This is a genomic window from Rhodococcus pyridinivorans, assembly GCF_900105195.1.
Lineage (GTDB): Bacteria > Actinomycetota > Actinomycetes > Mycobacteriales > Mycobacteriaceae > Rhodococcus > Rhodococcus pyridinivorans.
Genome location: NZ_FNRX01000002.1, coordinates 4,143,889 through 4,156,265, shown reverse-complemented (window position 1 = coordinate 4,156,265; position 12,377 = coordinate 4,143,889). Strand labels below are relative to the sequence as shown.

9 protein-coding genes are annotated in these 12,377 nt (G+C 68.4%); 3 read left to right on the top strand and 6 right to left on the bottom strand.

The window, feature by feature from the left end; translation table 11 throughout:
• Window positions 1–6: 6 nt before the first annotated feature.
• From BLV31_RS19620 to BLV31_RS19610, 3 genes are all read left to right on the top strand, one after another.
• Complete coding sequence (locus BLV31_RS19620) at window positions 7–3,339, top strand: UvrD-helicase domain-containing protein (protein ID WP_064060507.1); 3,333 nt, start codon at window positions 7–9, stop codon at window positions 3,337–3,339.
• A gap of 8 nt (window positions 3,340–3,347) precedes the next feature.
• Window positions 3,348–5,225: an exodeoxyribonuclease V subunit alpha gene (gene recD, locus BLV31_RS19615; RefSeq protein ID WP_024103308.1), complete on the top strand. Its 1,878-nt coding sequence runs from the start codon at window positions 3,348–3,350 to the stop codon at window positions 5,223–5,225.
• 139 nt (window positions 5,226–5,364) lie between these two features.
• Window positions 5,365–6,792, top strand: coding sequence for a lipase maturation factor family protein (locus BLV31_RS19610; RefSeq protein WP_019287997.1), 1,428 nt, complete (start codon window positions 5,365–5,367; stop codon window positions 6,790–6,792).
• A gap of 25 nt (window positions 6,793–6,817) precedes the next feature.
• Here BLV31_RS19610 and BLV31_RS19605 read toward each other — a convergent pair whose 3' ends face one another.
• From BLV31_RS19605 to BLV31_RS19580, 6 genes are all read right to left on the bottom strand, one after another.
• A complete protein-coding gene (locus BLV31_RS19605) occupies window positions 6,818–7,402 on the bottom strand; it encodes a hypothetical protein (RefSeq protein ID WP_254707568.1) in 585 nt (194 codons plus the stop codon).
• 76 nt (window positions 7,403–7,478) lie between these two features.
• Complete coding sequence (locus BLV31_RS19600; protein WP_064060669.1) at window positions 7,479–8,033, bottom strand: sugar O-acetyltransferase; 555 nt, start codon at window positions 8,031–8,033, stop codon at window positions 7,479–7,481.
• 22 nt (window positions 8,034–8,055) lie between these two features.
• Window positions 8,056–9,135, bottom strand: coding sequence for an ABC transporter ATP-binding protein (locus tag BLV31_RS19595; RefSeq protein WP_006550642.1), 1,080 nt, complete (start codon window positions 9,133–9,135; stop codon window positions 8,056–8,058).
• 32 nt (window positions 9,136–9,167) lie between these two features.
• Entirely contained in the window at window positions 9,168–10,058 is an 891-nt protein-coding gene (locus BLV31_RS19590; protein ID WP_006550641.1) for a carbohydrate ABC transporter permease, read from the bottom strand.
• Entirely contained in the window at window positions 10,055–11,020 is a 966-nt protein-coding gene (locus tag BLV31_RS19585; RefSeq protein WP_006550640.1) for a carbohydrate ABC transporter permease, read from the bottom strand. The genes BLV31_RS19590 and BLV31_RS19585 overlap by 4 nt, the downstream gene beginning before the upstream one ends.
• A complete protein-coding gene (locus BLV31_RS19580; protein ID WP_228044940.1) occupies window positions 11,017–12,372 on the bottom strand; it encodes an ABC transporter substrate-binding protein in 1,356 nt (451 codons plus the stop codon). The genes BLV31_RS19585 and BLV31_RS19580 overlap by 4 nt, the downstream gene beginning before the upstream one ends.
• Window positions 12,373–12,377: the final 5 nt, after the last annotated feature.

Sequence of the window (12,377 nt, the reverse complement as noted above, 5' to 3'; positions counted from 1 at the left end):
CGCAGCGTGCCCGATACCGCCATCACCGATCCGCGCGCCGCGGGCGGTCCGCCGCCGGCAGGCTTCGATCTGCTCGGCCGGCTGCCGAGCGGCACCACCGTTCTCGAGGCCAGCGCGGGAACGGGGAAGACGTACGCGATCGTCGGGCTCGCCACCCGGTTCGTCGCCGAAGGGCGCGCCCACCTGTCGGATCTGCTGCTCGTCACCTTCAGCCGGGCTGCGACGCAGGAACTGCGCGAACGTACCCGGAACCGGTTCGCGCAGGTCGCCACCGCCCTCGCCGATCCCGAGAGTGCGCGGGCGAGCACCGACATGCTCGTCCGTCATCTCGCGAGCGAGGACGTCGACGCGCGGCGGGCCCGCCTACGACAGGCGTTGTCCGACTTCGACTCCGGCACCATTTCCACCACGCACGGCTTCTGCCGCCGCATGCTCGACGAACTCGGGATCGCCGGTGAACGCGAACCCGACGTCACGGTCGTCGAGGACGTCGACGACCTGCGGGTGGAGGTCGTCGACGATCTCTACCTGCGGCGCTACGGCAGGGGACAGGCCCCCATCACCTACGCCGAGGCGGCCGTCGCCGCGAAGGAGGCGATCTTCGACCCGCAGGCCGAACTCGCACCGAACGACGCCGACGGCACCGCGGCAGGCGAGCGTGTGGAATTCGCGCGTGCGGTCCGCGAGGAGGTCGAACGGCGCAAGCGCCGGCTCGGACTGCGCGACTTCGACGACCAGTTGTCCCTACTGCACGCGGTGCTCGGCGATCCGGAGCACGGCGACGCCGCCTGCCGGCGGATGCGTGCGCGCTTCTCCGTCGTCCTCGTCGACGAGTTCCAGGACACCGACCCCAAGCAGTGGGAGATCCTGCGCCGGGCGTTCCACGGGCACAGCACGCTCGTGCTCGTCGGCGACCCGAAACAGGCGATATACGCCTTCCGCGGCGCGGAGGTGCTCAGCTATCTCGACGCCGTCTCCGAATCCGACACCTACTGCGAGCTGACCACCAATTGGCGCAGCGACGGCGATCTCGTCCGGGCGCTCGAACACGTCCATCTCGGTGCGGCTCTCGGTGATCCCCGCATCGTGGTGAACCCGGTGAAGGCGGCAGCCGCCGATTCCCGGCTCTCGGGTATCGCGTCCCTGCGGGTGCGTCACCTGCCCCGCGCCGGTGCCGGTCCGCTCAACGACTGGGGTTTCCCGCAGAACCTCGACGGCTTACGTGGGCGGGTCGCTCGCGACGTGGCGGCCGACATCGTGCGCCTGCTCGACGACGAGAACGTCACCGTCGACCTCGGTTCCGGTCCCGAGCGTGTGCAACCCGGGCACATCGCGGTCCTCGTGCGCAAACACAAACAGGTGACGCTCGTCCACGACGCGCTGACGAAGGCGAACGTGCCGTGCGTGGTCGCCGGGGGCACGAGTGTGTTCGCCACACCGTCCGCACAGCACTGGCTGTGGGTTCTCTATGCGCTCGAGCAGCCCCACCGCGCCGATCGCGTCCGGCTCGCCGCGCTCACCCCGCTGCTCGGCCGCACGATGACCGACATCGATTCGGAGGGCGAAGCGCTGGTCGTGGAGGTCGGCGGACTGCTCCGCGAACTGAACGACGTCTACGCCCGCACCGGCTTCGCCGCCGTCTTCGAACGCCTCGCGTCCTTCGGTTCGGTCGAGGCCCGCCTCCTCGATCAGCCGTCCGGGGAACGCACCCTCACAGACATCCGGCACGTCGCACAGCTGCTCGAGGACGTCGCCTCGGCACAGTCGCTGGGGCTGGCCGCACTCACCCGCTGGCTCGAGGATCGCATCAACGACCCCGACCGAGGTGGAGCCGACCGGGTCCGGCGCCTCGACAGCGACGCCGCGGCGGTCCAGATCCTCACCGTGCACGGCAGCAAGGGACTCGAATTCCCCGTCGTCCACGTCCCGTACGGGTGGGATGCCGCGAAGAACCCCGAGCCCGACAAGCTGCTGCTGCACGAGAACGGCCGACGCATCCTCGATGTGGGCGGCAAGAGCGGTCCCGGTTATGTCGCGCGGCGGCGTCAGCACGAACTCGAGGAGGCGGGAGAGGAACTGCGCCTGCTGTACGTGGCGGTGACGCGCGCGCAGTGTGCGCTCACCCTCTGGTGGGCGCCGTCCACCCCCACCTCGCGGTCTCCGCTGCACCGGTTGCTGTTCGCCCGCGATCCCGGTTCGGCAGAGGTCTCCGCGGAAGGCCGGATCGGCCACGACGAGGCCATGGCCGAGGAATTCGACCGGTGGGCCGCGCGCGCCGATGGGGTCATCGCCGCCGAAGCGGTCGGGCCGCACCCGATTCCGGTGTTGCGCTGGACCCGCCCCCGCGTGGAGACCGGCCCACTCGCCGCCGCGCGCTTCGATCGGGTCGTCGACGAGAACTGGCGCAGGACCTCCTATTCGGCGCTCACCGCCTCGGTGCACGATGCGCCCGTGGTGAGCGGTGAGGTGGAGGAACCGGTGACGACCGACGAGCCTGCCGAGCCTCCGCTGAGCGCACCGGAAGCGGCGCGCGAAGGCATTCCGTCACCGATGAACGGACTGCCCGGCGGCACGATCTTCGGCACGCTGGTGCACGCCGTCCTCGAGGTCGTCGACACCTCCGCCGCCGACCTCGAGGCCGAACTACTCGACTGCTGCCACGAGACGGTGCGACGCCAGATGTCGCCGATCGACCCCGTCCAGCTCGCGGCGGCGTTGCTCCCGGTGATGCGCACCCCGCTCGGGCCACTCGGCCGGACCCTCGCCGACTTCACGCCGTCCGACCGGCTCTCCGAACTCGACTTCGAGTTGCCGCTCACCGGAGGCGACAGCCCGGTGCCCGTCACCGTCACCCTCGACGCGGTCGGTGGGTTGCTGCGCCGGCACCTGCCCGCCGACGATCCGATGGCGACCTACGCCGATCTGGTGCGCACCCTCGAGTCCGTGCCGCTGCGGGGTTACCTCAACGGCAGTATCGACGCCGTGCTGCGCACCGACGGTCCGCGATTCGTCGTCGTCGACTACAAGACCAACCGGCTCGCGCCCGTCGACGAACTGACCACCGCCCACTACACCCGCGAGTCGATGGCGGCGGAGATGCTCCGCGCGCACTATCCGATGCAGGCTCTGCTCTATTCCGTTGCCCTGCACCGTTATCTGCGGTGGCGGATGCGCGACTACGACCCGCACGTCCACCTCGGTGGTGTGCAGTACCTGTTCGTCCGCGGCATGGCCGGACCGGACAGTCCACCCGGCAGCGGCGTGTTCGACTGGCATCCGCCGGCCGATCTCGTCACCGACCTGTCCGACCTCCTCGCCGGAAAGGCCATGATTTCGTGATCGAGTCCATGACCGACGTTCGGATCGCCCAGCGCGGCAAGGGCGCTCTGCGGCAGTTCAACGAGGTGGGCGCACTATCCGCCGCCGACGTGCACGTCGCCCTGCGACTCGCGGCGCTCGGCGGCGAGGACGACCCGCACGTGCATCTCGCCACCGCGCTGGCAGTGCGTGCCGTGCGATCCGGGTCGGTGTGCCTCGACCTCACCCGTTTCCGCGAGGTCACGGTCGACGAGGACGCGGACGGCCATCCCGTCGTCGACCCCGCGAGCCTGCCGTGGCCTCGCGACGAGGACGTGCTCGCGGCGCTGCGTCGCAGCCCCCTCGTGGTCGGTGGCGACCGCGGACCTCTGCGTCCGCTGCGTCTCGTCGATACCGCGGAAGGTCCGCTGCTGTATCTCGACCGGTACTTCCGGCAGGAGCAGACGATCCGCCGGGTGCTCGCCGAGCGCACGGCGACGTTCCCCGACCTCGACGAGGAGCGCATCGCGGCGACACTCGACGAGCTGTTCCACCATCCCGACGATCCCTCCCGGCCCGCGCCGGCACCCGATCGTCAGCGCGTCGCGGCGGCACTCGCCGCCACCCGACCGACCACGGTGATCGCGGGCGGGCCGGGCACCGGCAAGACCCACACCGTGGCGCGGATCCTCGCGCTGCTCACCCGCCTGTACGGACACGAACTGCGCATCGGCCTGGCCGCTCCCACCGGCAAGGCCGCTGCGCGCCTCCAGGAATCGGTGCGCGAGCAGGAGACCGAGCTGGGTCTGCCGCCGAATCTCACCGCCATGACCGTGCACCGGATGCTCGGCTGGCAGCGCGGCCGCACCCGCTTCCGCTACCACGCGGGCAACCACCTGCCGTACGACGTGATCGTCGTCGACGAGACGTCGATGGTGTCGCTGACGATGATGTGCCGCCTGCTCGAGGCGGTGCGGCCCGACACCAGGCTCGTCCTCGTGGGCGACCCCGACCAGCTCGCCTCGGTCGACGCCGGTGCTGTGCTTGCCGACCTCGTGGGGCGCCCGGTCAGCGGCACCCTCGATCCGGTCTTCGAACGGGTCGTCGCCCGCGATGTGGCGGCCGCCGACGACCCCGCCGAGGCGGCCTTCACTCCGGCCCAACGCGCCCGGCTCGGTGGCGGTGTCGTGCGGCTGAGTCGCGGCCGCCGCTTCGGTGGTGCGATCGCCGAGCTGGCGGTGGCCGTCCGTAAGGGCGCCGGCGACGAGGTGCTCGACATCCTGCGCAGGGGCGACCCGGAGGTCTCGTTCGTGGCCCCCTCCGACCTCGACGCCCTACGCGACGACATCGTCCGCTCCGCCGCCGAGGTCACCAAGTCCGCCGAGACGGGGGACGTCGAGACGGCGCTGAAGCGGTTCGAGGAACATCGGTTGCTGTGCGCGCACCGCGACGGCCCGGCCGGCGTGCAGTGGTGGGCGCGGCAGGCCGCCGAGTGGATCGGGGAGGCCGCGGGGCAGCGACTCGATCCCGAGAGCTGGTATCCGGGCCGGCCGTTGCTCGTCACCGCGAACGACCATGACATGCAGATCTACAACGGCGACACCGGCGTGGTCGTGCGGCGCGGCGACGAACTCGTCGCGGCGTTCGCACGCGGCGAGACGCCGTTCGAACTGCGCCCGAGTCAGCTCCCGGCGGTGAGCACCGTCTACGCGATGACGATCCACCGCAGCCAGGGCAGTCAGTACGGCACCGTCTCGGTGGTGCTGCCCGATTCGGGATCGGCGCTGCTCACCCGCGAACTGCTGTACACCGCGATCACGCGTGCGCGGTCGCACGTGCGGATCATCGGGACCGAGGATGCGGTACGCGCGGGCGTGGCACGGCAGGTGCTCCGAGCGAGTGGGCTGCGGCGGGAGATCCGCGTGTAGCCTGTCGGTCTCCGCACCCGTATCGAGTGAGGACGAGGCCCGATCCCGTCGACCCATCGTCGCAACACTGTCTCCGTCGGCGAACCGGACGTGGCATGCTCGAGATGGCGCGCACGACAGACGACGAACGAGCCGAGCGATGGACTGGTTGGACGCGGACGGGTACACGATCGGGCGGCTGCTGGTCACCCGTGGACTCGCGGTGCTGTACGCCGTGGCTTTCCTCGCGGCCCTGCTGCAGTTCCGGGCGCTGATCGGCGAACGCGGCATCCTTCCCGCCCCGCGCTTCCTGGCGCTCACATCGTTCCGGCAGTCGCCGAGCCTGTTCCACTGGAGATACTCCGACGCTCTGTTCACCGCGGTTGCCGCGGTGGGTCTCGTGTTGTCGGTGGTGACGGTGCTCGGTGTCACCGAGCAGTTGCCGCTCGTGGTCTGCATGCTCGTGTGGTTCGTGATGTGGCTGCTGTACCTGTCGATCGTCAACGTCGGCCAGGTCTGGTACTCGTTCGGCTGGGAGTCGCTGCTGCTCGAGGGCGGTGTGCTCGCGATCTTCCTGGGCAACGCCGATACCGCGCCTCCGCTGCTCGTGCTGATCCTGCTGCGCTGGTTGCTGTTTCGCCTGGAGTTCGGTGCCGGACTGATCAAGATGCGCGGCGACCGGTGCTGGCGCGATCTGACGTGCCTGTACTACCACCACGAAACCCAGCCGATGCCCGGCCCGCTCAGCCGCTACTTCCACCTGATCCCGCGGCCGCTGCACAAGGTGGAGGTGGCGGGTAACCACTTCACCCAGCTCGTCGTGCCGTTCGGATTGTTCCTGCCGCAACCGGTCGCCGGGATCGCCGCACTGATCATGATCGTCACGCAGTTGTGGCTGGTGACGAGCGGCAATTTCGCGTGGCTCAACTGGATCACCATCGTCATCGCGCTGTCGGTGGTGCCCGACAGCTTCTACGGGTTGCTGATCGACTCCACCACGACCTACGGTCCGACACCGATCGCGTTCACCGTCGCCGTGGTGGCGCTGACCGTGCTGGTCGCGGTGCTCAGCTACTGGCCGGTGTCGAATCTGATGTCGCATCGGCAGGCGATGAACGCCTCGTTCAACAAATGGCACTTCGTGAACACCTACGGCGCGTTCGGCACCGTCACACGCACCCGGCGGGAAGTGATCGTCGAAGGCACCACCGATGCGGTGGTGACACCGGCGACGGAGTGGCGCGAGTACGAGTTCAAGGGCAAACCGGGCGACGTGTATCGCAGGCCTCGTCAGTACGCGCCGTACCACCTGCGTCTGGACTGGTTGATGTGGTTCGCGGGGATCTCGCGCGACTACGCCGCGGGGTGGTTCCCGCGGTTCGCGGGAAAACTGCTGGAGAACGATCCGGCCACCGTGAAGTTGCTCCGGCACAACCCGTTCCCGGACGAACCGCCCCGTCTGGTGCGGGCCCGCCTGTTCCGCTACCGCTTCGCCACGCGCGCCGAACGACGCGCGACGCGCCAGTGGTGGATGCGGGACGAGATCGGCGATTTCATGATGCCGATGGCGCGGGACGACCTGCCCTGACCGCGCTCCTTGATCGCCGATGCGGTCACCACACCTCGCCACCGGTCTCCGACACGGTGAAGCCATGGGTGTCCGTCTCGCACGTGACAGCGGTCTTCTCGTCGACGGTGCACGTGAACGGATCAACGGTGAGAGTGCTGCCGTGGGGCAGCGTATTCGGGGCACCTCCGAGATCCGTGAACGCGATGTCGCCGATGCTGACCCACTCTCCGGGGCCGTCCCCTTCGAGCATCAGGGCGTTCGCGGGCACCAGCACGTCGGGCGCGCCGCTGCCGGGGACCCGGGGCGCACTCGCCGGCATCGTGCCCTGGCAGCCCGTCAGGGGAGCGGTGTGGACGAGGATGGCGCATCCGAACTGCCCGCCCGGCGAGGCGAAGTAGTACACGCCCTCGCTGGTCGCCGCGTAGTCGTCGGGGTCGACCGGCTTCGGTGCGGCCGTGGCGGTCGCGGTCGTGGTCGGCGCCGACGAAGTCGCCGTGGTGCTCGACGGCTCGGGGGGTGCTTCGGATGCGGTGGCCTCACCCTCCACGCTGCGCGAACACCCTGCCGCGACGAGTGCCGCACCCGCGACGACGACGAAGCTGACGAGGCGTGCGCGGCGACTGATCATGCGGGGCAGCATAGCGAGCGTCGGGATCGACGCAAGTTCCGCTCCGATCGACTCGGAGGCGGTGGCTTCGATCGGTTCAGAGCCGGCGCGTCACCCGAGCAGGTACGCCCGTCGCCACGACGTTCGGCGGCAGGTCGCGGGTGACCACCGCGCCGGCTCCCACGACCGTGTTCTCGCCGATCGTGACGCCCGGTCCGACGATTGCGCCACCGCCGAGCCACACGTTGTCGCCGATCGTGATGGGTTGCGCCGATTCCCACTTCGCGCGGCGGAGATCGGGATCGAGGGGATGAGTGGGGGTGAGGAGTTGCACGTTCGGGCCGATCTGCACGTCCGAGCCGATCGTGATCGGCGCGACGTCGAGCATGATCGCGCCGAAGTTGACGAATGTCCCGTCCCCCACGGTGATCCGATACCCGTAGTCCACCTGCAGTGGCGGCCGGATCTCCACGTCGTCACCGATCGCGTCGAACAACTCCTCGAGGAGTGCGCGACGCGCATCCGTATCCGCTGCGCTCGACGCGTTGTACTTCTCGGTCAGCAGCGCTGCCCGCAGCGCGTCGGCGGCGAGTTCGGGGTCGTCGGCGATGTAGAGTTCGCCGGCCAGCATCCGTTCCTTCTGCTCGCCCACTGAGGATCCTTCCGTCGCCGGGTCAGTCGCCCACTCGCTCTCCGGTGTCGACGTGGAACAGGTGCACCGTACCTTCGCGCTTGCGCAGGTGCACGGTGTCGGCGAGGCGTGCGGGGGTGCGGACGAGGGCCCGCGCGACCACCTGATTGCCGGTGCCGGGCACCCGCGTGTACAGGTACGACTCGCTGCCGAGTTCCTCGACGAGTTCGACGACGGCTTCGACGCCCTCGTCGGCGATCTCGAAGTCCTCCGGCCGGATCCCGGCGGTGACCTCCTCGATGCCTGCGGAGTGCAGTCGCGCGATGCGGTCGCGTTCGACGGGGATGACGGTGCTGCCCACGACGACTCCGTCGTCGACGACCTTCGCGCGGAGCAGGTTCATCGACGGTGAGCCGATGAAACCGGCGACGAACGCGTTGGCGGGACGGTCGTAGAGTTCGGTGGGGCTGGAGAACTGCTGCAGCACTCCGTTCTTCAGGACGGCGACGCGATCGCCCATCGTCATCGCCTCGACCTGGTCGTGGGTGACGTAGACGGTGGTGGTGCCGAGACGGCGTTGCAGCGCCGCGATCTCGGTGCGAGTCTGCACGCGCAGCTTCGCATCGAGGTTCGACAACGGCTCGTCCATGCAGAACACCTGTGGCTCGCGCACGATCGCGCGTCCCATCGCGACGCGCTGGCGCTGACCACCGGACAGCTTGGCGGGCTTGCGGTCGAGGAACTGGGTCAGGTCCAGGATCTTCGCCGCTTCCTCGACCTTGCGGCGCCGCTCGTCCGCGCTCACACCGCGCATCTTCAGAGCGAAGCCCATGTTCTCGGCGACCGTCTTGTTCGGGTACAGCGCGTAGTTCTGGAAGACCATCGCGATGTCGCGGTCCTTCGACGGCACACCGGTCATGTCCTTGCCGCCGATGGAGATCGACCCCTCGTCGATGTCCTCGAGCCCGGCGAGCATGCGCAGCGCGGTGCTCTTGCCGGATCCGGACGGTCCGACGAGGACCACGAACTCACCGTTCTCGATGTCGAGGTTCAGCGAATCGACCGCGAAGGTGTCGGAGTTCTCGTAGATGCACGAGGCGTTGCGGTAGGTGATGTCGGCCATGATGGAAGTCCTTGCTGTAAAAGGAATCGGGTCTACTTGATGGCGCCGAACGACAGGCCGCGCACGAGCTTGTTCTGGGCGAGCCAGCCCGCGAGCACGACGGGCAGCGCCGCCATCGTCGCGGCGGCGGACAGCCGGGCCCAGTACAGGCCCTCACCGGTGATGAAGCCGACGAGGAAGACGGGAATTGTCTGCGCCTGAACAGCGGTCAGGTTGACGGCGAAGAAGAACTCGTTCCACGAGAAGATCACGCAGATCAGGGCGGTCGCAGCGATGCCGGGGGAGACGAGCGGCAGGATCAGCTCGCGCACCGCCGTCCACAGGCTCGCGCCGTCCATGCTCGCCGCCTCGAGCAGCTCGCCCGGGACCTCGAGGAAGAACGACCGCATCATCCACACCGCGATGGGCAGGTTCATCGCCGTGTACAGGATGATCAGGGCCCAGATGTTGTCGAGCAGGCCGACGTTCGCGACGATCACGTACAGCGGGATGATCGCCGCGACGATGGGCAGCATCTTCGTGCTGATGAAGAAGAACAGCACGTCCTTGGTCTTCTTCACCGGCCGCAGCGACAGCGCGAAGGCCGCCGGCACGCCGAGCAGCAGGACCAGCACCGTCGAGACGATCGTGGCGAAGGCCGAGTTGAGCAGGGCCGTGCCCACTCCGGTCTCGAACACCGCCCGGAACTGGTCGAGGGTGGGGGTGAAGAAGAACTTCGGTGGGTCGGAGTAGGCGTCGGCCTCCTGCTTGAAGGCGGTGAGCACCATCCAGAAGACCGGGAAGAAGAATCCGATGGCGGCGATCCACGCGACCACACCCCAGGGATTGAACTTGCGGTTCTTGCGCTTCCGGGCCGTGCGCATGACACGGCCGGTGGGTGCCGTGGTGTCCGAAGCCTGCGGCTGCGTGGCCGTGGTGCTCATGCCGCTTCCTCCTTGCCGGTGAACGATGTGAAGATCAGGCGCAGCGCGAAGGTGGCGATGACGATCGTGCCGATGACGACCACGACACCCATTGCCGCGGCCTGGCCGATGTCGAAGCCGAGGAACGCGCGCTGGTAGATGTAGAACGGCAGGTTGGAGCTGGCCGTGCCGGGTCCGCCCTGGGTCATCATGTAGATCGCGTCGAACGTGTTCACCAGGTAGATCGCGCCGAGAACGGTGCCGAGTTCGATGAACCGGCGCAGATGCGGCAGCGTCAGTTCGCGGAACAGTGCGAAGGCTCCGGCGCCGTCGACGCGGCCGGCCTCGAGGATGTCGCGGGGCATCGACTGCAGGCCGGCGAGGATGAGCAGCATCATGAACGGCGTCCACTGCCACACCAGCGCGACCATCACGGCCGGGAGCGGGAACCGGCTGATCCAGTCCACCTCTCCCAATCCGAAGGGGGAGAGAACGAAGTTGACGATGCCGAAAACGGGATCGAACATCGACGTCTTCCAGATCAGTGCACTGGCGACCGGGGTGACGAGGAACGGCGTGATGAGCAGGGTCCGTGCGATACCGCGCCCGAGGAACGCCCGGTCGAGCAGGAGCGCAAGAAGCAGCCCGAGTATCACGGAGATCAGGACCGTGCCGACGATGAGGATCACCGTGTTCAGGGTGACCTGCCAGAACTGGCTGTCCTGGAAGACGTCGACGTAGTTCTGGAGTCCGACGAACCGGCGGGAGCCGGGGCTGACGAGGTTCCAGGACTGGGTCGAGTAGTACAGCGTGAACAGGAACGGGATCTGTGTGACAACGATCGTGAAGATCAGGGCCGGGAGCAGGGGGCCGCGCCGGCGCCATCCCTCGGCGCGGGAGATCTGCTCCTCCTTCGCTTCCCGTACGGCGCGGATGCGCTCGTCGGCGTCCGGTGCGGGACGCTGCGCTGCAGGTGCGGTCATGACGTCTTCTCCCGGTAGGTCGCGCCGACGGCCTCGGCGTACTTCTGTGCCTGGTCGAGGGCGTCCTCGACGCTCTGCCGTCCGGCGATGGCGGCGCTGATCTGCTGGCTGACCCGGGTGCCGAGATCCTGGAACTCGGGGATGGCCACGAACTGGATGCCCGTGTACGGGACGGGGTCGACCGTGGGGTTCTGCTGGTCGGCTCCCTCGATGGATTCGAGGGTGATCGGGCCGTAGGCCGCGGCGGCCTCGGCGTATTCGGGGATCTCGTAGGTCGACAGTCGGCTGCCCGGCGGCACCCGCTCCCAGCCGAGTTGCTCGCCGACGGTGCGCAGGTACTGCTGGTCGGTCATCCACGAGATGAACTTCCAGGCGTCCTCGGTGTGTTCGCTGCTCGCGGGGATGCCGAGCGACCAGGTGTAGAGCCAGCCCGAGGGGTCCTTCTCCTGGACGGGCGCGGCCGCGTAGCCGATCTTCCCGACGACGTTGCTCGACGCGGGATCCTCGAGGGTCGAGACGGCGGAGGTGGAGTCGTACCACATGGCGACCCGGCCCTGCGCGAGTTGCGTGGCGCACTCGCTGAATCCGCTCGTCGCGGCACCGGGCTGACCGTACTCGCGGACGAGGTCGACATAGAACTGCACCGCTTCGCGTACCTCGGGACTGTTCAGCTGTGCGTTCCAGTTCTCGTCGAACCACCGTCCGCCGAAGGTGTTGATGACGGTGTCGAGCGGTGCGAGCAGCTCACCCCAGCCGGGCTTGCCGCGCAGACAGATGCCGTTGATGTCGGGGCTGTCGAGTTGCGCTGCGGCCTCGGCGACCTCGGTCCAGGTCGGCGGGTCGGACAGCGTGATGCCGGCCTGTTCGAACAGGTCCTTGCGATACATGAGGAACGACGATTCGCCGTAGAAGGGCACCGAGTACAGATCGCCCTCGTACGAGAGTGCTTCGCGCAGCGAGGGAATGATGTCGTCGGCGTCGTAGCCGTCGGTCTGCTCGATGTACGGTGACAGATTCGTGAGCCAGCCGTACTCCGCCCACTGGGGAGTCTCGTAGTTGCTGATCATCACGACGTCGAACTCGCCACCGCCCATCGCCGTGGACGCGGTGATCTTGGCGCGGGCCTGGTTCTCGGAGAGGGTGACGAACTTCAGGTCGATCTCCGGGTTCTCGGCCTCGAACTGCGACGCGAGTTGCTGTGCGTCCTGCATCTGGGAGTTCGACACCATCGCGATGGTGACGGTGCGGCCGGACGTACCGATTGATCCTGCACCGGCACAACCGGTCAGTGCGACGCTCAGGGCCACGGCTCCTGCCGCGGCCGCGCGGATGGATCTTCTTGCTGTAGGCACGATGG

Excerpts from the sequence above, each read along its gene's own strand:
- recD (WP_024103308.1), top strand. The coding sequence starts at position 3,348 with ATGACCGACGTTCGGATCGCCCAGCGCGGCAAGGGCGCTCTGCGGCAG.
- BLV31_RS19610 (WP_019287997.1), top strand. The coding sequence starts at position 5,365 with ATGGACTGGTTGGACGCGGACGGGTACACGATCGGGCGGCTGCTGGTC.
- BLV31_RS19605 (WP_254707568.1), bottom strand. The coding sequence starts at position 7,402 with ATGATCAGTCGCCGCGCACGCCTCGTCAGCTTCGTCGTCGTCGCGGGT.
- BLV31_RS19595 (WP_006550642.1), bottom strand. The coding sequence starts at position 9,135 with ATGGCCGACATCACCTACCGCAACGCCTCGTGCATCTACGAGAACTCC.
- BLV31_RS19590 (WP_006550641.1), bottom strand. The coding sequence starts at position 10,058 with ATGAGCACCACGGCCACGCAGCCGCAGGCTTCGGACACCACGGCACCC.
- BLV31_RS19585 (WP_006550640.1), bottom strand. The coding sequence starts at position 11,020 with ATGACCGCACCTGCAGCGCAGCGTCCCGCACCGGACGCCGACGAGCGC.